Origin of the sequence: Streptomyces sp. NPDC090083, from assembly GCF_044747445.1 — a bacterium.
In the GTDB taxonomy this organism is placed as follows: Bacteria; Actinomycetota; Actinomycetes; order Streptomycetales; family Streptomycetaceae; genus Streptomyces.
In genome coordinates this window covers 154,747-176,905 of the sequence record NZ_JBIVED010000010.1, presented here as the reverse complement: position 1 = coordinate 176,905, position 22,159 = coordinate 154,747, and the positions used below count along the sequence as shown (strand labels likewise).

The following is a 22,159-nucleotide window of genomic DNA, read 5'->3' as shown; positions in this document are numbered from 1 at the left end:
CCAGATGAGCCAGGCGGCACAGAATCTCAACTGGTTGATAACCAACTTCGTGGACAACACCCCGGGTGTGTCCCACACCGTCGTCGTGTCCGCCGACGGACTCCTTCTGGCCATGTCGGAAGGGTTCCCGCGCGACCGCGCCGACCAGCTCGCGGCCGTGGCCTCCGGGCTCACCTCGCTGACGGCCGGGGCGTCCCGGATCTTCGAGGGCGGCGACGTGGCACAGACGGTCGTAGAGATGGAGCGGGGATTCCTCTTCCTCATGTCCGTCTCGGACGGCTCGTCCCTGGCAGTGCTGGCGCACCCGGAGTGCGACATCGGCCTCGTGGGCTACGAGATGGCACTGCTCGTCGACCGCGCCGGGGCTGTCCTCACACCGGACCTGCGCGCCGAACTCCAGGGCAGTCTGCTTCACTGACCGGCCCCGGCACCACCCGTCTCACCAAATCACCGTCCGGCCGCCACAATCCCCCCACCGGCCCTGTCAGACGGCTAGCCCGAACGACTTGCTGTCCCGCCCGGAGGATTCATGACCCCGCCCACCGCCTCTCATGATCCGTACGCCGAGCCGTACGGGGACGAGGGCGACCAGCCGCTGGTACGTCCGTATGCGATGACCGGCGGCCGGACCCGGCCGCGCTACCAGCTCGCCATCGAGGCCCTGATCAGCACCACGGCCGATCCGGCGGCGCTGATGGGACTGCTCCCTGAGCACCAGCGCATCTGCCACCTGTGCCGCGAGGTCAAGTCGGTCGCGGAGGTGTCGGCTCTCCTCGCCATGCCCCTCGGTGTGGCCAGGATCCTCGTCGCGGACCTCGCCGAGGCCGGACTGGTGGCCATCCACCAGCCGGGCGGCGACGAGAACAACGGCGGCGCACCGGACGTGACGCTGCTCGAAAGGGTGCTCAGTGGACTTCGCAAGCTCTGACGGAGGGCGGGCGACCACCTCCGCGAAGATCGTGGTGGCGGGTGGCTTCGGTGTCGGCAAGACCACGTTCGTGGGTGCCGTCTCGGAGATCAACCCGCTGCGCACGGAGGCCGTCATGACGTCCGCGAGCGCGGGCATCGACGACCTCACCCACACCGGGGACAAGACCACCACCACGGTGGCCATGGACTTCGGACGCATCACCCTGGACCAGGACCTGATCCTGTACCTCTTCGGTACGCCGGGTCAGGACCGCTTCTGGTTCATGTGGGACGACCTGGTGCGCGGCGCGATCGGCGCCGTGGTCCTGGTCGACACCCGTCGTCTCGCCGACTGCTTCCCCGCGGTCGACTACTTCGAGAACTCGGGTCTGCCGTTCGTCATCGCCCTCAACGGCTTCGACGGGCACCAGCCGTACTCTCCGGAGGAGGTGCGCGAGGCGCTGCAGATCGGTCCGGACGCGCCGATCATCACGACGGACGCCCGGCACCGCTCGGACGCCAAGTCGGCGCTGATCACGCTGGTCGAGCACGCACTCATGGCCCGGCTGCGCTAGCTTCGGCCACCCCTGATGCAGTGCTCAAGTCGGCAGCGCCGTACGGCAGTTGTCGTAGACACCCCGGAGCCGGCTGTGGCTTTTGACACGGTCGGCCCCGGTGTTCATAACGTTTCGGCAGAGGAATCGGGTGGTACCGCAACGCGTCGCGGTCATCCGGTGCCGCTGCGCTAACAAAAGCCCCGCCTTTTGGCGGGGCTCGCTCTTTATGACCGTTTTATCTGGTGCTTACATCACACGGAATCCGCGGTTCCGACTGTTTGGAATCGCAGATGCTGACGTGCTGGAATGCGTGAACTGCCCAATAGTCAACGACGTACTGATGGGCAGTGGTCGTTGACGGGCTTGAGACACTGCGGCACGAGGATAGGTGCCGACCGCCGGAAGGTTGTTGGTCGAGTGAGGCGAAGCAAGAACGGTCCCGAGCCGTCGGCCCGGGGCAACTTCACCCCGCCGCCGCGCGGAGCGGCGCCCGCCCCTGTGCCAGGCTCGGAGCCCTCGGCACCGCCCCCTCCGAGCGGCAGCCGGCTCTCCCCGCGCAACTGGCGGGTGCCGACCCGGCTGAACGCGATCCTGCTCATACCCGTGGGCGTCGGCCTCGTCATGGGCGGCTTCCAGGTGAAGAACTCCATCGACACCTGGCAGGACGCCCGGGACGCGGCGAACACCGCCCGCCTCGTGCAGGCCGCGCTCGCCTACAGCAACGCGATCACCGTCGAGCGCGACACCAGCGCCGCTCCGCTCCTGCTGGGCAAGGGCGAGAAGGACAAGTCGGTCGTCGCGGTCCGCAAGGCCACCGACCAGGCCGCCGACGCCTTCGACGCGGCCGTGCAGAACATGCCCAAGCGGGCCAACCTGGAACGCCGCCTGGAGCGCTTCCGCAAGGTGGAGCCCTCGCTCACGGCGATCCGCGCCTCCGCGTACACCTCCAAGATGAAGGGGGTGGACACCGAGGAGAGCTACGTCAACATCGAGCACCCGCTCCTCGAGTTCTCCAACGAACTCGGCCTCGGCACCGGCAACATCACCAGCTACGGCCGCTCGGTCTACGCCATCGCACTCGCCAAGGGCGCCCTCTCGCTGGAGCGTGCCATCGGCATGCACCTGCTGGTCAACCCCGGCCCCGGTGAGGGCAGCCTCGCCACGCAGCGCACCGCCATCACCTCGTACGCCTACCTGGAGGGCATCGCCATCCAGGAGTACCAGGCCGGTGGCACCGACGAGGACATCGCCAAGCTGAACACGGCCGAGGCGAAGGTCAAGACGGACGGCGCGGCCATGGTCAAGCAGGCCGCCGCGCAGGCCAAGGCCGCGGGCGAGACCTACGTGCCCCCGCCGGCCAACCCCGTCGACATGGTCGGCGGCATGTCCCAGCTGCAGACCACCGACCCCTCGGCGCGCGCCGCCCTCGCCACGAAGGGCATCACCGCCGAGAACTGGTGGGCCGTCACCACCCTCAAGTACAACGCGTACAACAAGCTGGAGACGAGCAAGGCCGACCAGGCGGTGAGCGAGGCGTCCGTCATCTCGGACAACGCCCAGCGTGACGCCATCATCACCGGCGCCATCGTCGTCGTCGCCCTCCTGCTCGCCTTCATCCTGGCCGGGGCCGTCGCCCGCCAGATGAGCCGCGCGATGCGCCAGCTGCGCAACGCCGCCTTCGGCATCGCCGAGCAGCGCCTGCCGATGCTGGTCGACCAGCTCTCGCGCACCGACCCGGGCCGCGTGGACACCCGCGTCCAGCCGATCCCCATCACCACCACGGACGAGATCGGCGAGGTCGCCCGCGCCTTCGACCAGGTCCACCGCGAGGCCGTACGACTGGCCGCCGAGCAGGCCCTCCTGCGCGGCAACATCAACGCGATCTTCACCAACCTCTCGCGCCGCAACCAGTCGCTGATCGAGGGCCAGCTGACCCTGATCACCGACCTGGAGAACAACGAGGCCGACCCGGACCAGCTGGAGAACCTCTTCCGGCTGGACCACCTCGCGACCCGTATGCGCCGCAACGGCGAGAACCTCCTGGTCCTCGCGGGCGAGGAGCCCGGCCGCCGCTGGGACCAGCCGGTCCCGCTGGTCGACGTGCTGCGCGCCGCCTCCTCCGAGGTGGAGCAGTACGAGCGCATCGAGCTGTCGGGCGTCCCGGAGGCCGAGATCCACGGCCGCGCGGTGACCGACCTCGTGCACCTGCTCGCCGAGCTGCTGGAGAACGCGACGACGTTCTCCTCCCCGCAGACCAAGGTTCGTGTGACGGCCACCCGGCTCCCGGACGGTCGGGTCATGATCGAGATCCACGACAAGGGCATCGGCCTCACCGCCGAGGACTTCGCGGACATCAACCACAAGCTGGCCAACCCGCCGACCGTGGACGTCGCGATCTCCCAGCGCATGGGCCTGTTCGTGGTCGGCCGCCTCTCCGACCGGCACGGCATCCGCGTCCAGCTCCGCCCCTCGGGCGAGCAGGCGGGCACCACCTCGCTGGTCATGCTGCCGGACGCGATCACCCACGGTGGCGGCGGCGAGTCGCAGCTCCAGCGCGACGAGTTCACCGTCTCGCAGATCATGCCGGAGCAGTCGCAGCAGCAGTTCCAGGGCGAGGACTTCAACCACGCCCCGATGCGCACCGCGGCCGAACTCGGCTTCGACGACACCCGCTACCCCGAGGTGCCGGACGACATCCGCGAGCTGGACCCGGTGGGCCGTTCGCTGATGCGCGAGGAGCGCCGCGCGGCCCTGGAGACCCAGAAGCCGGGCACGGAGTCCGAGGCCGGCGACTACCCGGAGTTCCCCGAGTTCGACGAGCCGCAGCAGCAGCCGTACGGCAACGGCCAGCAGGGCTACCAGGACCAGCCGACCGGCTTCACCGGCCAGCCGGCGTACGAGGAGCAGCAGCAGACGTCGTACGACGAGCCGCAGCAGCCCACGTACGACGAGCAGTACTTCGCGCCGAACGGCGGGCTGCCGCAGGGCGACGGCTTCCCGGACTCCTTCCCGTCGAACGGCGGTTACCCGGAGCCGGGTTATCCGGAGCCGGCGCGGGAGGAGCAGGCGTCCGCGCACTCCGCGGCCCCGGAGACGTATACGGGCTTCGAAGAGCAGTCCTACCAGGACGACTGGCCGCAGCAGGACGGTTACCGCAACGGGTATCCGGACCAGTACGCTCCGGAAGCGGAGTCCACGCAGGCCGCTGACGTCAGTGAGCGGGACCACGTAGGCTTCGAGCGTCCGGGACCGGCGCCCTCCGCCGTGCACGCGCTCACCGACGCCGGGCTGCCGCGCCGCGGTTCGGCCGCGAGCGGCACGAACGGCTCGGGGCCCGCGCAGCAGGGGCCGTCGGCCGCGCCGGAGAGCAAGGTCGACGTCTTCGGCACCGCGAACGGCGGCTCCGGCACCACGGACTGGCGGTCGGCGAACGACGAGCGCTGGCAGCAGGCGTCGGCGCTGAAGAAGCCGAAGGCAGGCGGGGTCACCTCCTCCGGCCTGCCGCGGCGGGTACCCAAGGCCAACCTGGTCGAGGGCACCGCCGAGAGCACTCCCCAGGGCGGCCCCCAGGTCTCCCGCGCTCCCGAGGACATCCGGGGCAGGCTGAGCAACCTGCGCCGCGGGGTTCAGCGGGGACGCAGCGAAGGCAGCGAAACGAACGGTCAGGGTTTCGGCTCTGACAGCACCTACAACCAGGAGCGTTAGTGTGAGCCCGATGAGCCAGGCGGCGCAGAACCTGAACTGGTTGATCACCAACTTCGTGGACAACACCCCGGGGGTGTCCCACACGGTGGTGGTCTCCGCCGACGGACTCCTTCTGGCGATGTCCGAAGGGTTCCCGCGCGACCGTGCCGACCAGCTGGCGGCCGTAGCGTCGGGTCTTACCTCGCTGACCGCCGGTGCCTCGCGCATCTTCGAGGGCGGCAGTGTGAATCAGACGGTTGTGGAGATGGAGCGGGGATTCCTGTTCATCATGTCCGTATCCGATGGTTCCTCGCTCGCTGTTCTCGCGCACCCCGAGGCGGACATCGGCCTCATTGGGTACGAGATGGCCCTTCTGGTCGACCGCGCCGGTACTGTCCTGACCCCGGACCTTCGAGCTGAGCTCCAGGGGAGCCTTCTCAACTAACAGACGGACGGTGCGTTTTGGCGGCCCGAGGCCATAAGGTTTCGGGACGCGGCTCCACAGTGATGGGTGCCCGGCACAGTCGGAGGAGGAGAAAGTGGCAACACCCCCAGGCGGTTCGTCTTCGGGCAACTGGTCGTACGGTCCCGGCCAGGGACAGGGCGACGGTTCCCAGAACCGGTACAACTTTCCCTCCTCCCCCTCCCCGCGTCGCCAGCCGTACCCGCAGGGCCCCGGTCCTTCGCCGTACGACCAGCCGCCGGCGCCGCGGATCCAGCCGGTGCAGCCCCATCGACGCTCGCCCGAGTCGGCGCCCGCGGGGTCGACGAGCAATCCCCTGGTGCGTCCGTACGCCATGACCGGCGGCCGGACGCGCCCCCGCTACCAGCTCGCCATCGAGGCGCTGGTGCACACCACCGCGCAGCCGCACCAGATGCAGGGCCAGTTGCCCGAGCATCAGCGGATCTGCAACCTCTGCCGGGAGATCAAGTCGGTGGCCGAGATCTCGGCCCTCCTGACGATCCCTCTCGGTGTGGCCAGGATCCTCGTCGCCGACTTGGCGGAGGCGGGCCTGGTCGCCATTCATCAGCCCGGCGGCGACGAGAACGCCGGCGGCCAGCCAGACGTGACACTGCTCGAAAGGGTGCTCAGTGGACTTCGCAAGCTCTAGCGGCGGTCCTTCCCGCTCCACCACCTCGGCGAAGATCGTGGTGGCGGGTGGCTTCGGCGTGGGCAAGACCACGTTCGTCGGGGCCGTCTCGGAGATCAACCCGCTGCGTACCGAGGCCGTCATGACGTCCGCATCGGCGGGCATCGACGACCTCACCCACACCGGAGACAAGACGACCACGACGGTCGCCATGGACTTCGGCCGCATCACCCTGGACCAGGACCTGATCCTGTACCTGTTCGGCACGCCCGGCCAGGACCGCTTCTGGTTCATGTGGGACGACCTGGTGCGCGGTGCGATCGGCGCGATCGTGCTCGTGGACACCCGTCGTCTCGCCGACTGCTTCCCCGCGGTCGACTACTTCGAGAACAGCGGCCTGCCCTTCGTCATCGCCCTCAACGGCTTCGACGGCCAGCAGCCGTACAACCCGGACGAGGTCCGCGAGGCCCTGCAGATCGGCCCGGACACCCCGATCATCACGACCGATGCCCGCCACCGCGCGGATGCCAAGTCTGCTCTGATCACGCTGGTCGAGCACGCGCTGATGGCACGCCTGCGGTAGCCGGCCCACCACCTGTGCCGAGGGGTCCTCTCCAGCCGGAGAGGGCCCCTTTGTCGTGGCCCGCCGCCACGATGAACCCTCGTGAGTCCGGCAGGGGAAACGCCGGCGGCCCCACCCTCCCGAAGGAGAGTGGGGCCGCCGTGGACGCGCTGAACGCTCAGTGCCAGCTGTGCGGTGCCCGGAAGCCGCCCTCGCGCTCCAGGCGGCGCCAGCCGGCCTTGGGGAGGGGGCGGTGGGCCGGGGCCTCGGCAGGGGCGGAGGCCGCGCGGGCCAGGAGGATGGCCGTGATGGCGGCGACTTCCTCGGGCTCGGCGTGGCCCTTCTCGACACGAATGTCAGGGGTGCTCATAGGTCTCAGTCTCCGTGGATGAGGTTTCCGCGGGTGTACCGCGAGGAATCCGCTGGATTACTGCGGGGGGTTGCCGTGCTTGCGCGAGGGCAGGTCCGCGTGCTTGGTGTGCAGCATCGCGAGGGAGCGGATGAGGACTTCGCGGGTGGCGGCGGGGTCGATGACGTCGTCGACCAGGCCGCGTTCGGCCGCGTAGTACGGGTGCATCAGCTCGGACTTGTACTCCTTGACCATGCGCGTGCGCATCGCCTCGGGGTCCTCGGCGTCGGCGATCTGGCGGCGGAAGATGACGTTGGCGGCACCCTCGGCGCCCATCACGGCGATCTCGTTGGTGGGCCAGGCGTAGGTGAGGTCGGCGCCGATGGACTGGCTGTCCATGACGATGTAGGCACCTCCGTACGCCTTGCGCAGGATGAGCGAAATCCTCGGCACGGTGGCGTTGCAGTACGCGTAGAGCAGCTTCGCTCCGTGCCGGATGATTCCGCCGTGTTCCTGGTCGACGCCGGGAAGGAATCCCGGAACGTCCAGGAACGTAACGATCGGAATGTTAAAAGCGTCACACATCTGGACAAAGCGCGCAGCTTTTTCGCTGGCCTCGATGTCCAGGACGCCCGCGAGGCTCTGCGGCTGGTTGGCGACGATGCCGACGACCTGGCCGTCGAGGCGGGCCAGCGCGCAGATGATGTTGCGGGCCCAGCGCTCGTGGACCTCCAGGTAGTCGCCGTCGTCGACGATCTCCTCGATGACCTTGGTCATGTCGTACGGCCGGTTGCCGTCGGCCGGGACCAGGTCCAGCAGGATGTCCGAGCGGCGGTCGGCCTCGTCGCCCGACTCGGCGCGCGGCGGGTTCTCCCGGTTGTTCTGCGGGAGCATCGACAGGAGGTAGCGCACCTCGGCGAGGCAGGTCTCCTCGTCGTCGTACGCGAAGTGGCAGACGCCGGAGGTCTCCGCGTGGACGTCGGCGCCGCCGAGGCCGTTCTGCGTGATCTCCTCGCCGGTGACCGCCTTGACGACGTCCGGGCCGGTGATGAACATCTGCGAGGTCTCGCGGACCATGAAGACGAAGTCGGTGAGGGCGGGGCTGTAGGCCGCGCCGCCCGCGCACGGGCCGAGCATCACGCTGATCTGCGGGATGACGCCGGACGCCTTGGTGTTGCGCTGGAAGATGCCGCCGTAGCCGGCGAGCGCGGAGACGCCCTCCTGGATACGGGCGCCGGCGCCGTCGTTCAGGGAGACCAGGGGCGCACCGGCCGCGATGGCCATGTCCATGATCTTGTGGATCTTCGTGGCGTGGGCCTCGCCCAGGGCACCGCCGAAGATGCGGAAGTCGTGCGCGTAGACGAAGACCGTGCGGCCCTCGACCGTGCCCCAGCCGGTGATGACACCGTCGGTGTAGGGCTTCTTGGCCTCCAGGCCGAAGCCCACGGCGCGGTGCCGGCGCAGCTGCTCGACCTCACGGAAGGATCCGGGGTCGAGGAGCAGCTCGATGCGCTCCCGGCCGGTCAGCTTCCCCTTGGCGTGCTGCGCCTCGGTCGCCTTCTCGCTCGGGCCGGCCAGTGCTCGCGCACGGATCTCGTGCAGCTCGGCCACTCGCCCTCGCGCGTCCGTCGGCTCACCCGGCGCCTCATCCAAAACGGTCATGTACCGACCCTACGAAGGACACCGAGGAAAGGGCGCCGTCGACTCTGCACAGTCTCCGGCCCGTTTTCCTGGTACCCCTGAACAGAACCTCACCGGCATGCAGCCGTTCCGACTGCTCACGGGCCCTGCCGGTTGTAGGGGTTACACAAAGCCGACAGCTGAGAGCCACCTCACATTCACCTGGGGCGGATGCCGTCTCCGGAGTGATTCTCGCGTTGCCGGGAGTGCCGGGAGAGCGTACTCGTAGAAGTGGCCCGTAGTAGTTGGCCCAACACCCTGCGGATGATGTTGAAAATTGAATGGAATAGGTCTACGGTCCTTCTTGTTCACTTCGTTGAACGTTCAACAGAGTGCAGCACCATCCGATCCCGCACGCTTCCCGTCCCCTTTAGGAGCACGTCATGGGCATCTTCGGCCGCAAGAGCGACGACACCGAGACCACCACCCCGGCACCGGCCGCCACCACCCCCGACCTGGCCGCGCTGACCGGCGACTACACCATCGACCCCGCGCACACCACGCTCGGCTTCACCGCCCGGCACGCGATGGTCACGAACGTCAAGGGCAAGTTCCTCGACTTCTCCGGCACCCTGCACCTGGACGGTGCCGACCCGGCGAAATCCACCGCGTCGCTCGACGTCAAGATGGACAGCATCGACACCGGCTCGGCGGACCGCGACGGTCACCTCAAGAGCGCGGACTTCTTCAAGACGGACGAGTTCCCGTCGATGACCTTCCGCTCGACCTCCGCCGAGTCCCTCGGTGGCGACGACTACCGCATCACCGGTGACCTGGAGATCCTCGGCACCACCAAGCCGATCACCATCGACCTGGAGTTCAACGGCGCGGCCAAGGACCCGTTCGGCAACGAGCGCGTCGGCTTCGAGGGCAAGGCCGAGATCCTGCGCTCCGAGTTCGGCCTCACGTGGAACGCGGCGCTGGAGACCGGTGGCGTCCTCGTCTCCGAGAAGATCAAGCTGAACTTCGACATCTCGGCGATCAAGAACGCCTGAGGCCCAGCCACACCGCCAGATCCTCGATCTCGGCGTCCACGGCATCGGCGATGCTCCTGCTGAACTCCACGTCCTGATGGACGGCGTTCACCAGGAGCACGCCGGCCTTGCGGTCGGCGGTGGCGTCGAGCTTCCCGACGAGCCGGTCGCCGTAGAGGATCGGCAGGGCGAAGTATCCCCAGCGGCGCTTCTCGGCCGGCTTGTACATCTCCAACTGGTAGTCGTAGCCGAAGAGTTCGGTGGTGCGCTTCCGGTCGTGGATCAGCCGGTCGAAGGGCGACAGCAGTGCGGCCCGCCCGCTGAACGGCCGGTCCAGGCAGGCGGGATCGACCCGCCACTCCCCCTTCACCCCTTCCACGACGGCCGGTTCACCGGCGTCGCCGACGACAGCGGGTTCGACCGGGAGCGCGGTGCCGGTGGCCCGGGCGATGCCGAGGGCACGCAACCGCCGTTCGTTCCGCTGCCGGCGCGCTTCGGCGACCGGCACGGCGGGTTCGTCCGGGTAGACGCGTGCGGCCAGGTCCCACAGCCGCTCCCGCCCCGCGCGCCCCGCGACGGCGACCTCCCCCCGCAGCACCATCAGCTCCAGCAGTTGGCTGACGTTGCGGTGGTGCGTCCACCCCGACGACTTCCACGGCACCGCACACGTGTCGGGCAACTCCCGTGAGGTGAGCGGCCCTTGATCCCCGAGCCGCTCCAGGATGTCCCGCCTGCACGCGTCGTTGGCGGCGACCCACGCGCGGTAGTGGGTCGTCTCGCTCTCCCACACGGCCATGTCGGCGCGGTACAGCGCCAGGTCCTCGCTCGGGCGGATCATCGCGCGGAGTTCGAGGAGGCTGCGGTCCGCGAGCGCGGCGGCGAGGTCCTCCCGCGCGTACCCCGACCCGAGGCGGCTCCAGGCGACCAGGTCGGCGTTCGGGGCGATCGCGGCGGTGGGGTCGATCTGGAGGAGGGTCAACCGGCGTACGACGGCGTGGAGTCCGGTGGGCCGGTCGGCGTCGAGAAGCTGGGCCTGGACGGCGATCCTGCGGGCCTGCGGGCGGGTGAGTTCATGCACGGGGGCTCCACTGGGCGCTTGCGGGGAGGTGGCGTGTCCGCCGTGGCCACCACTCGGGGTCGGTGGCCCGTTCGTCATCCTGGCGCAGCCCGGCCGGGATCGGGCGCAGACGCGGCTCGGTCACGCGTCCCTCGGGCTGAGTTCGCCGTCCCGCCGGCCGCCGGCGGCCCCACCGCGCGGGCCGTCGGCATGGAGGGCCGGCGTTGCGGGGCGGCGGGTGCGCGGCACCGGGAGGAGCCACCATGCCGACGCCACCGACAGGGCCGCGCCGACCGCGATCCCTTCGAGGCGGGTCGGCAGCAGGGTCAGCGCGTCCTGGCCGAAGTAGCCGAGGAGCAGGGAGAGCGCGCAGGTCATTCCGGCGGCCCAGTAGGCGTAGGTGAGGGGGCGCAGCCACAACGCCACGGCCAGGACGGTGAACATGAGCGCCACGGCGGTGTGTCCGGTGACACCGGCCGCCGCGACACCCGCGGCGAGGACGGTGCCCACGGTGGCTCCGGCGAGGCGTTCAAGTCCCTTGCGCAGGACGTCCGTTCGGCCGCGGTTGCCGCTCGCGGCGACGTACGCGGTGAGGACCACCCAGGGCCAGTGGTCGTCGAAGAGGAGATTCCCGAGGACGAAGGCGGCGGCGATACCGGCCGCCATCTGCAGGGCCATGCGGGTGCTGGGGCGGGGGTGGAGACGGGAGCGGTGCGGGCGGTGTCCGGGGGCGGCCCGCACGCGCCAGTCCTGTGGCCCGTACCGGTCCGCCAGCCCCTGCACGAGCCAGACCCCGGCGCACGCGACCGCGCCGATCAGCGCCGCCCAGGCCCACGTGACCAGCCCGCTCTGGGCCTTGGCCGGCAGCGCGGGGCCGGGGACGACGAGGAGGGTGACCAGCGGGAGGGCGATGAGGGTGCCGGCCTTGGTGGCGGCGGGGCCGTAGCGGCGGATCCAGATCGCCAGTGTCATGCCCGCCGTGTAGACGGCGGCGCCGAGCGCGTAGTGCGAGCCGATGAGCCGGCCGACGAGGATCGAGGCCCCGGCCGTGGCGGGCAGCAGTAGGAGCGCGGTGAGGCGGCGGCGGGTGTCCGCGGTGCGCTGGCTGGAGGACAGGGTGAGGGTCAGCGCGACGGCGAGGACAAGCACGTCGGTGTGGAGTCCGGCGGCACCCTCCAGCCAGAGGGCTGCGCCCCAGCAGAGCAGCACGGCGGTCATCGTCAGGGCCGCTTCGTACGCGTTGCGTATCAGTTTGGCGGTCACAGTCCCGAGAGTAGCGGGAGGAATCGGCACTGGATAGTAAGTGCTCGCGTACGATGTTCGTCATGGATCACCTCTCCGAAGCCGCCCGGATCCGTCGTGGCGTGGTACGGCTGAACCGGCGGCTGCGGCAGGAGCGCGGCAACGAGGCCGGGCTCACCCCGAACCAGTTGATCGTGCTCGGGCATCTGCACCGGCATCACTCCGCGACGCCGGGCGAGATCGCGGCGGCCGAGCGGCAGCGGCCGCAGTCCCTGACCCGGGTCTTCGGCGAGCTGGAGGCGGAGGGGCTGATCTCACGGGAACCGAGCGCGGTGGACCGGCGGCAGTCCGTGCTCACGCTGACGGCGGCGGGGCGGGCGGCCCTCGATCAGGACATGGGCGAGCGGGATGTGTGGCTCGCGGAGGCGCTGGCGTCGCTGAGCGCGACGGAGCGGGGGGTGCTGGAGTTGGCGGGGGCGTTGATGGAACGGCTCGCGGGCGGTGGGTGATCGGCTGCGGGCCGGTGGTGTCCGGCTTTCAGAAGCCTCCGCCGAAGTCTCCGCCGCCTCCCCCGTCCCCGCCGCCTCCGAAGTCGCCGCCTCCGCCGAAGTCGCCGCCGAAGTCGCTCGGGTCGAAGTTGGCGCCGGAGACGTCACCGCCGTCGAAGCCGCCGGTGCCGAAGTCGCCGTAGCCCGTGCCGTAGTCGGAGGCGTAGGACGGGGTGGACATCATGCTGCCGAGGACCGTGCCGACGAGGAGGCCGGGGAGGAGGCCGCCGCCGAAGTAGCCGCCCGCCCAGGGGCCGTAGGCCGGGCCGGCGTCCCAGTACGGGCGGCGGCCGTAGTCGGTGTCGACCTCGCGGATCATCGGGTCCCGGCCGTCGGCGAGGCGCGTCCGGTCGGCCGCGCAGACCGGGACCTCGCGGGGCGCGCCGCCGGGCGGGGTCCAGGTGGCGTCGGCGACCGAGGGGCCGTGGCGCGGGTCGAAGAAGCAGGGGGCGCGGCGCTCGGGCAGCGGCCGGCCCTCGCGGCGCGCGGCGAGCCGGGCGAGCGAGAAGCGGCCGTCCTCCAGCGCCTGGGTGACCGACCGGACGTCCTCGGGTCTCGTGGCCGCCGCCATGTACGACTTGGCCTGTTCATAGGCGTCCAGGGCCCGTTCGTAGTCCGCGCGCATGGCGTCGTCGGCGCCGGGTTCGGCGGGGTGGAATTCGAGGCGGTCGAGTTCCTCGCCGAAGGCCGTGATGTCCTCGTCCACGACCACCCGCAGCTGGTCGAGCGCCGCCCGCTGTTCCTCCTCGCGGCGGCGACGGCCACGGCGTACGAGCGTGTACGCCCCCGCGCCGCCGGCCACCAGCACCCCGCCCGCGACGATCAGCGCCGTACCGGAGACTCCCCCGCCGTCGTCCGGCGAGCCGCCCCAGGACGCGGGCGCCGAGCCGCCCATGGCGGCGAGAGCGCGGTCGGTGAAGTCGGCGAGCTGGGTCGTCGCGTCCTCGCCCTGCACGCTGCTGACCAGGTTCTTCACGGCCGTGTTGGACAGGACGGAGGAGTCGGCGCGGGCGTCGAAACGGTCGCCGAGGCGGATCGCGTAGAGGCCGGTGATGCCGGTGGCGGTGCGGAGGTCCGTGAAGAGCTTCGCCGTGGGGTATCCGGCGGGAAGGACCGCGACGAACACCGGCTTGTCCGCCTTCTTGATCCGCTGCGCGAGCGCGTCGGCGGACGGCAGCCCGGAGGACGCCGGGTCGACGTAGACGGGTCCCTTCCGCAGGGCCTGCCCGATGGTCGAGACACCGGTGTCCGCGGCGGCCGGGGACACCGTCGTCAGGACGGCGAGCAGCAGGGCCGGCAGCAGCCCGGCGAGGCGTCGGGTCCGGATCACAGCCTTCATGATTCGACGCTACCCGAACCGGGTCTCCTTGGTCGGTCCACCCGTGTCCGCCCGCCGGCCGCCGCTCACCAGCTGATCCGGGCCGCCACCGGCAGGTGGTCGCTCCCGGTGGCCGGCAGCTCCCACGCACTCCGCGCCCGCACCCCCCGTACCAGGATCTGGTCGATCCGCACGACCGGGAACGCCGCGGGCCAGGTGAACCCGAAGCCGTTCCCGGCGGCCTTCTGCGCCGAGGTCAGCCGGGAGGTCAGGCCCTGGAACGCGCGGTCGTCCGTGGTGCCGTTCAGGTCGCCGAGCAGCACCACCCGCTCGTTCCGCTCGGCGGCCACCGCCTTGGCGAGCGCGCGGGCGCCGACGTCGCGGGAGTCCGTCCAGAAGCCGTGCCGGGGCATCACCCGCACGGAACCCAGGTGCACGACGTACACCGCGAGCGGCCCGTGGTCGGTGGTCACGGTGGTGCGCAGCGCCCGCACCTCGTCCGCCTTCCGCGCCGCCGACTCGGGCGCCTTGGTCCTCGCCAGCGGCCCGGTATCGCCCCGCAGCACGTCCACCGCCCGCGTGTCCGACAGCGGCAGCCTGCTCCAGAGCCCGACCGTGCCTCGGACCACGTGGTAGGGGTACGCCTTCGCCAGGACCTTCGCGTACGCGCCCCGGGCCTGGTCGGTCAGCTCCTCCAGGGCGAGCAACTCCGCGCCGGACGCGGCCAGTTCGCGGGCGGTGCCGGCCGGGTCGGAGTTGCCCGCGCCCACGTTGTGACCGACCACGGTGAGGTCGCCGCCGGGGTGGGACCGGTCGGTGAGCAGCCCGCCGAAGAGGCTCACCCACACCGTGACCGGCAACACCAGCGCGACCGCGGCGGAGGCGGAGCGGCGCCACACCGCCCCGGCCAGCAGCACCGGCACGCCCGCCCCGCACCACGGCAGGAGGTTCTCGACGAGGCTGCCGACGCCCCCGAGATCCGGGATGCGGGCGTGCAGCGCCATGACCAGCCCGAGCAGCAGGGCCGCCGCCACGAGCAGCGGACCGCGTCTCCAGGGGGCGAGGGGCATCCGGAGGGCGAAGGGCAGGCGGGGCACGAAGGGCGTTCGGGAGGTCGTCACCCCGTCAGCCAAGGCGGCCCGGTGTTGCCGACGCGTATGCCGTTTTCGATACGCGGACGATATGTGCCGACTCCTACCATCGAACCCATGCGTGTGCTGATCGTCGAGGACGAGCCCTACCTGGCCGAAGCGATCCGCGACGGCCTGCGTCTGGCGGCGATCGCGGCCGACATCGCCGGTGACGGGAACACCGCGCTGGAACTGCTGGGTGTCAACGCCTACGACATCGCCGTCCTCGACCGCGACATCCCGGGCCCCTCCGGCGACGAGGTGGCCCAGCGCATCGTCGCCTCCGGCAGCGGGATGCCGATCCTGATGCTCACCGCAGCCGACCGGCTCGACGACAAAGCCAGCGGGTTCGAGCTCGGCGCCGACGACTACCTCACCAAACCCTTCGAGCTGAAGGAACTCGCGCTCCGGCTGCGGGCGTTGGACCGCAGGCGCGCCCACAGCCGGCCGCCCGTACGGGAGTTGGCGGGTCTGCGCGTCGATCCGTTCCGCAGGGAGGTCTACCGCGACGGCCGTTACATCGCGCTGACCAGGAAGCAGTTCGCCGTGCTGGACGTCCTGGTGGCCGCCGAGGGCGGAGTCGTCGGCGCGGAGGAACTCCTGGAGCGGGCCTGGGACGAGAACGCCGACCCGTTCACCAACGCCGTGCGCATCACCGTCTCGGCGCTGCGCAAGCGGCTCGGCGAACCCTGGATCATCGCCACCGTGCCGGGTGTCGGCTACCGCGTCGAAGCGCGGCCCGCGGCCGGAGCCGATGGTGAGGGAGACAGAGAGGGAGGCGGAGACAAAGGCGGCGTTGGAGAGGGAGGCGTAGGTGGAGGTGGACGTGGAGGCGGCCGTGGAGACGGCCGTGGATAGGGCGGCCGGGATGAGCGTCCGTCTCAGACTCGCCCTCAGCTACGCCGGGTTCCTCATGGTCGCGGGCACCTTGCTGCTCGTCGCGGTGTGGGTGTTCCTCCTGCGTTATGTCCCCGACCGGGCGGTGCTGATCAACCGCGACGACGGACTCACCGGGGTCTTCCCCGTCCGGTCCGCCCTCCTGGACGTCTTCGCGCCGAGAGCCGCCGCCGTCCTCGCGTTCCTCCTGGTGTTCGGCCTGGTCGGCGGGTGGATCCTCGCCGGGCGGATGCTCGCCCCGCTGACCCGCATCACGGACGCCACCCGCACGGCCACGAACGGCTCGCTGTCCCACCGCATCCGGCTCCCGGGCCGCAACGACGAGTTCCGCGAACTCGCCGACGCCTTCGACACCATGCTCGCCCGGATCGAGGCCCACGTCTGCGAACAGCAGCGCTTCGCGGCCAACGCCTCCCACGAACTGCGCACCCCGCTCGCGGTCTCGAAGAGCCTGCTCGACCTGGCCCGCGCCGATCCGGACCAGGACACCGGACAAATCATCGACCGGCTGCACACCGTGAACACCCGGGCGATCGAGGCCACCGAGGCCCTGCTCCTGCTCAGCCGCGCCCACCAGTGGTCCTTCACCCGCGAACCCGTCGACCTGTCCCTGGTCGCGGAGGAAGCCGCCGAGACGCTCCTCCCGCTCGCGGAGAAGCGCGGCGTCACCATCGAGACCGGCGGCGACATCGCCCCCGCCCTCGGCTCCCAGCCCCTCCTGCTCCAGCTCGTCACGAACCTCGTGCAGAACGCGATCGTCCACAACCTCCCCGACCGGGGCACGGTCCGGGTGACCACCGCCGTCGGCCCCGTCTCCGCCGTCCTCACCGTGGAGAACACCGGCGACGTCCTCACCCCCCACCAGGTCCCGACCCTCACCGAGCCCTTCCAGCGCGGCACCGAACGCCTCCGCGCCGACCACGCGGGAGTGGGCCTCGGCCTGGCCATCGTCAAGACGATCACCGGCGCCCACGACGGCACCCTGACCCTCACCCCGCGCCCCGGCGGCGGCCTCCGCGTCACGGTGGACCTTCCCGCCGGCCGACGACCGCACCCCCCGTGCCGTTGAGGCCACAGGGGGTGCGGGGAGCGCGGACGGTCGCTATGCCGCCCGGTACGCCTCCTCCAGCTTCTTCACAGCCGCCGCGTACCTGCCCGTCAGCAGCAGGTGGTCCGCGTCGGCGAACGGCTTCGACACCGCCGCCGTCACGTGCTGCCCCACCTTCGCCTGCACGAGCAGCCGCGCCTTGCCGACGAGCGCCCTGCCGGTCGCGGCCGACCTGGTGTGCGCCGCCGCGGCCTCCAGCGCCTTCAGAGCGGACGTGCCACCCGTCGGCGCCTTCGCCAGGGTCGTCAGGCCCCAGCCGTACGGGAACTGCGGATCGTACGACGTGTCGCCGACGTTGATCGGCAGCTGGGCCTCCGACTTCGGCCAGGTGACCGGGAGTTGACCGGTGAAGGCGCGCTTGCCGTAGAGGACGTCGGCCACTCCGTCGCCCTCGGTGCCGGGCAGCCAGGAGGCCACCAGGGCGTCGATCCTGGGGAGTCGGTCGCCGATCAGCTGCGGGCGCCCGGAGACGACGAGCACCGCGCACTTCATCGCCGCGCACACCTTGTCCACGGCCGCCTGGTCGGCCGGGGTGAGGGTCAGGTCGTTGCCGTTGCCGACGTCCCCGACGCCCTCGGCGTACGGGGTCTCGCCGACGACGACCACTCCGACGTCGTAGCCGCTGGTCGAGGCGGACGCGTCCTTGGAGTACGTGACGTTCCCGCCGGCGTTTTTCATCCCCTGGAGGATCGTCGTGCCGGTGGTGTTGGTGCCGGACGCGCCCTGCCAGGTGATGGTCCAGCCGCCGGTCTGGTTGCCGAGGTCGTCGGCGTTGGAACCGGCGACGTAGACCTTCTGCGACTTCTTCAGCGGCAGCACGCCGCCCGCGTTCTTCAGCAGCACCTGCGACTCGGCCGCCGCCTGCCGGGCCACGGCGCGGTGCGAGGCCGAGCCGATCTTCGAGGCGTTGCGCGTGTCGGCGTAGGGCTTCTCGAAGAGGCCGAGCCTGAACTTCTGGGTGAGGACGCGCGACACGGCGTCGTCGATCCGCTTCTCGGTGACGCGTCCCGCCTTCACCTCGGCGACGAGCGTCGAGCTGAAGTCCTTGTAGGTGTACGGGACCATCATCATGTCGACGCCCGCGTTGACCGCCGTGTCGACGTGCGAGGCGTAGTCGCCGGGGAGCTGGTCGATGGCGTTCCAGTCGCTGATGACGAAGCCGTCGAAGCCCATGCGCTTCTTGAGGACGCCGTTGATCATGTCGGCGCGGGCGTGCATCTTCACCGGGCCGAGGCCGTCGCCGACGATGTCGAGCGAGGAGTAGGACGGCATGACCGTGCCGATGCCCCGGTCGACCGCCGTCCGGTACGGGGCGAGGTGGATGGCCTCCAGCTGCTGCCGGGTGACCGTGGTGACGCCCTGGTCGATCGTGTACGTGCCCGTGGTGGAGGAGCCGTACGCGGTGCCGCCGTCGCCGACGAAGTGCTTGGCGGTGGCCAGGACCTTGTCGGCGTCCTTCAACTGCTTGCCGTTCGCGGCGCCTTGGAGACCCTGGATCACCGTCTCCATGGACTCGACGAGCGCCGGGTCCTCGCCGAAGGACTCGTAGGAGCGGCCCCAGCGTTCGTCGCGGGTGACGCAGAGGCAGGGGGCGAAGTCCCAGGGGACGCCGGTCGCGCGGACCTCACTGGCCGTCACATCGCCGGTCTTCTGGGCAAGTTGGGGGTCCCGGGTGGCGCCGATGCCGATGTTGTGCGGCATGATCGTGGCGCCGGCCAGGTTGTTGTGGCCGTGCACGGCGTCGACGCCGTAGATCAGCGGGATCTGGAACCGCGTGGCCTGCGTCCGGAGTTGGAAGGAGTCGATCATCTTCGCCCAGGCCGCCGCCGTGTTGGGCGTCGGGGTCGAGCCGCCGCCGGAGAGCAGCGAGCCGAGGCCGTAGGAGGCGATGTCGCCCGGCGTGCTCATCGCGCCGCGCTCGGCCTGGGTCATCTGCCCGGCCTTCTCCTCCAGCGACATGCGCTTGACGAGGTCGGCGACCCGATTCTTGACCGGCAGCTTGCTGTCCAGGTACGGCAGTCCGTGCGCGTCGACGACGACCTGCGGGTTCTCGGTCGGGGCCTTGGCGCCGGTGACCGTGAGCTTCAGCGGGATCGTCTCGGCGTTCTCGGCCGACTTGTCCTTCAGCGTGCTGACCTTGACGGTCCGGGTGGCGCCGGACGCGGTGCCCGCCGGGAAGGTGAGGGTGCCGGAGACCGGGGTGTAGTCCTTGCCCGAGGTGGCGGTGCCGCCGCCGGACGTGTAGGCGACGGTCACCGGGTCGTCGAGGGGGACGGCGCCGGTGGTGGAGACGGTGACCTTCACCGCGGCCGTGCCGCCCTCCTTGACCGGGTAGACGGCCGAGTCGGTGGTGACGGAGGCGCGCAGGGACTGGTCGGCCTTGCCGTACAGCTCGACGTCGTCCATGGCGAACTGTCCGCGGATGCCGACGGGGAGGGTGACCGCGTAACCCCACATCTGGGTGAGGCCGAGGACGTGGTCGATGCCGCCGACGGGCTGGTAGTCCGTGCGGTAGACGAAGTCCGTGAACGGGATCTCGATCTGCTTCCAGCCGGTGAAGTCGTCCGTGAAGGACGTCGTCCACAACTCGGAGGCCTCGCCGTTCGCGCCGCCGTCCTTGATCTCGAAATTCGTGGCCTTGCCGGTGTTCTGACCGTCCCACCAGAAGCGGATGCCCCGGTGCGCCGACCAGTCGTGGCCGGGTTCGGTGGCGGCGTAGTCGTGGGTGAAGCCGCCGTAGCCGCTGATGTCGTACGTCCCGGAAAGGACCTTCGCGCCCTCGGGGGCGTCGGGTCTCGCGGTCAGGGCGAGCTGCGGCGGGTCGTCGGTGTCACCGCCCCAGGTGAAGATGCCCTCGGCGGGCTGGCTCGCGAAGGGCACCTCGCCCTCGAAGCGGTCGACGGGCGTGGGGGCCGGGTCGGCGGCGGCAGCCGCCTGGGAGACGGCGGCCGGTGACAGCAGCGCGGCGCACAGGGCGGTGGAAACGAGCAGGGCGGTTCTTGGCATGGACCTTCCCTCGGCTCTGGGGCTCTGGTTCACTCTGGTTTCGCACAGTTCACTCATGGCTTAGATCACGCCGTGAGTTAACTAACGGCCCGCAGACCCGTCAAGACGTCTCGTCAGGAAGGGCTAACGCAACCATGTCCAGGAGAACCCCCCGCACGGCCCGGCTGCTCCTCGCCGGACTGCTCTCCGTGGCCGGCTTCACCGCGGCCGTACCCCCCGCGCACGCGGCCGGTGAACAGGTCACCGCCTATCTCACCACCACCGACGACGCCGCCGGGCGCCATGTCACCCGCGGCCTCCAGGCCCAGACGCCGTTCGCCTTCTCGTCCGGGACCGGCGGCAGCGGCGAGAACATCACCGTCGACGAGAACACCCGCTACCAGACCTTCACCGGCGGCGGAGCGTCCTTCACCGACACCGCCGCCTGGCTGATGAACAGCAGCGGCGCGCTGTCGGCGGCGACCCGCAACGCGACCATGACCAAGCTGTTCTCGCCGACCGGCGGGATCGGGCTCTCGTTCCTGCGCAACCCGATGGGCGCGTCGGACCTCGCCCGCTTCGGCTACTCCTACGACGACGTGCCCGCCGGGCAGACCGACCCGAACCTCACCTCGTTCTCGATCGCGCACGACCTGGCGGACGTCGTGCCGCTCACCAAGCAGGCGCTGAGCCTCAACCCCTCTCTGACTGTCATGGCCTCGCCATGGACGGCACCCGCGTGGATGAAGGACAGCGGCTCGCTCAACGGCGGCTGGCTGAAGGCCGAGGACTACGGCGCCTACGCCGACTACTTCGTCAAGTACCTCCAGGCGTACAAGAACCAGGGCGTCAACGTCTCCTACGTGACCGCGCAGAACGAGCCCACCTGCTGCTCCGGCTATCCGTCGATGAGCTGGAACGCGTCCGGGCTCGCCTACTTCACGAAGAGCGAACTCCTCCCGAAGCTCAACGCGTCCGGACTGACGACGAAGGTGCTGGCGCACGACTGGAACTGGGACGTCTACGACTCCTACGCGGCCTCGACCGTGGACGACGCGGCGGTGCGCGCCAACCCGAACTTCGGCGGGATCGCCTGGCACGGCTACGGCGGTGACGTCACCAAGCAGACCAGCGTGCACAACCAGTACCCGACGCTGGACGCCTTCGGCACCGAGCACTCCGGCGGCACCTGGATCGCCAACCAGCAGCGCGAGGACATGAACAACATCATCGACTACACCCGGAACTGGGCGAAGTCGGTGACCAAGTGGTCGCTCGCCGTGGACCAGAACATGGGGCCGCACAACGGCGGTTGCGGCACCTGCACCGGGCTCATCACCGTGCACAACGGCGACGGCGCGAGCGGGACCGTCGACTACACCGTCGAGTACTACACGATGGGCCAGCTGACGAAGTTCGTCCGGCCGGGAGCCCAGCGGATCGCTTCCACGGCGTCCACGAACGTGCCCAACGTGGCGTGGCGCAACCCGGACGGTTCGAAGGCGCTGATCGCGTACAACGACGCCTCCGCGGCGAAGACGGTGACCATCAACTGGGGTGGCCAGCACGCGACTTACTCGTTGCCCGGGAAGACGTCCGCGACGTTCACCTGGGCCGGGACGCAGGCCGGGGGCGGTGGCCAGACCGGGGCGTTCGTGGGGCTCGCGGGCAAGTGCCTCGATGTGGCCGGGGGTTCGGCCACCAACGGCACGGCCGTGCAGCTCTACGACTGCAACTCCTCGTCCGCGCAGCAGTGGACCGTGGGGACCGACGGGACGGTGCGGGCGCTCGGCAAGTGCCTTGATGTGACGTCGGCTTCCACCGCCAACGGGGCGAAGGTGCAGCTCTACGACTGCAACGGGACCGCGGCTCAGCAGTGGTCGTACAACGCCGGTACCGGGGATGTGGTGAACACCGCGGCCAACAAGTGTCTTGATGTGACCGACAATTCGTCGGCCAACGGGGCGCGGGGGCAGATCTGGACCTGCACGGGGACCGCCAACCAGAAGTGGCGTCTGCAGTAGTTTTCGCCCCCGCCGCCCCTACCCGTCCCCTCCTTCCGGGGCTC

The 22,159-nt window shown here is 70.3% G+C and carries 19 protein-coding genes; 12 read left to right on the top strand and 7 right to left on the bottom strand.

Annotation, left to right across the window (positions count from 1 at the left end; translation table 11 throughout):
• Positions 1-4: 4 nt before the first annotated feature.
• The 7 genes from ACIPTO_RS31145 (at position 5) to ACIPTO_RS31115 (ending at position 6,824) form a co-directional block, all read left to right on the top strand.
• Complete coding sequence (locus ACIPTO_RS31145) at positions 5-418, top strand: roadblock/LC7 domain-containing protein (protein WP_005479910.1); 414 nt, start codon at positions 5-7, stop codon at positions 416-418.
• Between the two features lie 111 nt (positions 419-529).
• Entirely contained in the window at positions 530-928 is a 399-nt protein-coding gene (locus tag ACIPTO_RS31140; protein ID WP_019058642.1) for a DUF742 domain-containing protein, read from the top strand.
• Positions 909-1,484 (top strand): ATP/GTP-binding protein, encoded by a 576-nt coding sequence (locus tag ACIPTO_RS31135; RefSeq protein ID WP_266772908.1) that lies wholly within the window; start codon positions 909-911, stop codon positions 1,482-1,484. Before ACIPTO_RS31140 ends, ACIPTO_RS31135 begins: the two co-directional genes overlap by 20 nt.
• A 399-nt stretch (positions 1,485-1,883) precedes the next feature.
• Positions 1,884-5,171 (top strand): nitrate- and nitrite sensing domain-containing protein, encoded by a 3,288-nt coding sequence (locus tag ACIPTO_RS31130; RefSeq protein WP_401197678.1) that lies wholly within the window; start codon positions 1,884-1,886, stop codon positions 5,169-5,171.
• A gap of 10 nt (positions 5,172-5,181) precedes the next feature.
• Positions 5,182-5,595 carry a roadblock/LC7 domain-containing protein gene (locus ACIPTO_RS31125; RefSeq protein ID WP_005479603.1) on the top strand — a complete coding sequence of 138 codons (414 nt, stop codon included), beginning with the start codon at positions 5,182-5,184 and terminating at the stop codon, positions 5,593-5,595.
• A 94-nt stretch (positions 5,596-5,689) separates the two neighbouring features.
• Complete coding sequence (locus tag ACIPTO_RS31120; RefSeq protein WP_266772906.1) at positions 5,690-6,262, top strand: DUF742 domain-containing protein; 573 nt, start codon at positions 5,690-5,692, stop codon at positions 6,260-6,262.
• Positions 6,243-6,824, top strand: a complete 582-nt coding sequence (locus tag ACIPTO_RS31115; RefSeq protein WP_009314218.1) for an ATP/GTP-binding protein — start codon at positions 6,243-6,245, stop codon at positions 6,822-6,824. The genes ACIPTO_RS31120 and ACIPTO_RS31115 overlap by 20 nt, the downstream gene beginning before the upstream one ends.
• A gap of 157 nt (positions 6,825-6,981) precedes the next feature.
• On the opposite strand, the gene ACIPTO_RS31110 is transcribed toward ACIPTO_RS31115, so the two are convergent.
• Positions 6,982-7,173 (bottom strand): acyl-CoA carboxylase subunit epsilon, encoded by a 192-nt coding sequence (locus ACIPTO_RS31110; RefSeq protein WP_366320851.1) that lies wholly within the window; start codon positions 7,171-7,173, stop codon positions 6,982-6,984.
• 57 nt (positions 7,174-7,230) lie between these two features.
• Positions 7,231-8,814 carry an acyl-CoA carboxylase subunit beta gene (locus ACIPTO_RS31105; RefSeq protein ID WP_401197674.1) on the bottom strand — a complete coding sequence of 528 codons (1,584 nt, stop codon included), beginning with the start codon at positions 8,812-8,814 and terminating at the stop codon, positions 7,231-7,233.
• 401 nt (positions 8,815-9,215) lie between these two features.
• Between ACIPTO_RS31105 and ACIPTO_RS31100 the strand changes: the two genes are divergently transcribed.
• Positions 9,216-9,827, top strand: coding sequence for a YceI family protein (locus ACIPTO_RS31100; RefSeq protein ID WP_401197672.1), 612 nt, complete (start codon positions 9,216-9,218; stop codon positions 9,825-9,827).
• Here ACIPTO_RS31100 and ACIPTO_RS31095 read toward each other — a convergent pair.
• Together ACIPTO_RS31095 and ACIPTO_RS31090 are read right to left on the bottom strand one after the other, a co-directional pair.
• Complete coding sequence (locus ACIPTO_RS31095) at positions 9,814-10,884, bottom strand: DNA glycosylase AlkZ-like family protein (protein ID WP_401197670.1); 1,071 nt, start codon at positions 10,882-10,884, stop codon at positions 9,814-9,816. The two genes, ACIPTO_RS31100 and ACIPTO_RS31095, sit on opposite strands and share 14 nt — an antisense overlap.
• A 120-nt stretch (positions 10,885-11,004) precedes the next feature.
• Positions 11,005-12,126, bottom strand: coding sequence for an FUSC family protein (locus tag ACIPTO_RS31090; RefSeq protein ID WP_401197667.1), 1,122 nt, complete (start codon positions 12,124-12,126; stop codon positions 11,005-11,007).
• Between the two features lie 62 nt (positions 12,127-12,188).
• On the opposite strand from ACIPTO_RS31090, the gene ACIPTO_RS31085 reads away from it, so the two are divergent.
• Complete coding sequence (locus ACIPTO_RS31085; RefSeq protein ID WP_366320841.1) at positions 12,189-12,614, top strand: MarR family transcriptional regulator; 426 nt, start codon at positions 12,189-12,191, stop codon at positions 12,612-12,614.
• Positions 12,615-12,642: 28 nt separating this feature from the next.
• Here ACIPTO_RS31085 and ACIPTO_RS31080 read toward each other — a convergent pair whose 3' ends face one another.
• Both ACIPTO_RS31080 and ACIPTO_RS31075 read right to left on the bottom strand, forming a co-directional pair.
• On the bottom strand, positions 12,643-13,992 hold the full coding sequence (locus ACIPTO_RS31080; protein WP_401197664.1) for a hypothetical protein: 1,350 nt from the start codon (positions 13,990-13,992) through the stop codon (positions 12,643-12,645).
• A gap of 65 nt (positions 13,993-14,057) precedes the next feature.
• Positions 14,058-15,041, bottom strand: a complete 984-nt coding sequence (locus ACIPTO_RS31075) for an endonuclease/exonuclease/phosphatase family protein (protein WP_401197937.1) — start codon at positions 15,039-15,041, stop codon at positions 14,058-14,060.
• Positions 15,042-15,179: 138 nt separating this feature from the next.
• Between ACIPTO_RS31075 and ACIPTO_RS31070 the strand changes: the two genes are divergently transcribed.
• Both ACIPTO_RS31070 and ACIPTO_RS31065 read left to right on the top strand, forming a co-directional pair.
• Complete coding sequence (locus ACIPTO_RS31070; protein WP_401197661.1) at positions 15,180-15,959, top strand: response regulator transcription factor; 780 nt, start codon at positions 15,180-15,182, stop codon at positions 15,957-15,959.
• A gap of 10 nt (positions 15,960-15,969) precedes the next feature.
• Positions 15,970-17,067 (top strand): sensor histidine kinase, encoded by a 1,098-nt coding sequence (locus ACIPTO_RS31065; RefSeq protein ID WP_401197935.1) that lies wholly within the window; start codon positions 15,970-15,972, stop codon positions 17,065-17,067.
• 33 nt (positions 17,068-17,100) lie between these two features.
• Here the strand turns inward: ACIPTO_RS31065 and ACIPTO_RS31060 are convergent, their stop codons facing one another.
• Complete coding sequence (locus tag ACIPTO_RS31060) at positions 17,101-20,112, bottom strand: glycoside hydrolase family 3 protein (protein ID WP_401197658.1); 3,012 nt, start codon at positions 20,110-20,112, stop codon at positions 17,101-17,103.
• Between the two features lie 134 nt (positions 20,113-20,246).
• On the opposite strand from ACIPTO_RS31060, the gene ACIPTO_RS31055 reads away from it, so the two are divergent.
• Positions 20,247-22,115 (top strand): ricin-type beta-trefoil lectin domain protein, encoded by a 1,869-nt coding sequence (locus tag ACIPTO_RS31055; protein WP_401197655.1) that lies wholly within the window; start codon positions 20,247-20,249, stop codon positions 22,113-22,115.
• The last annotated feature ends 44 nt before the right edge of the window (positions 22,116-22,159 follow it).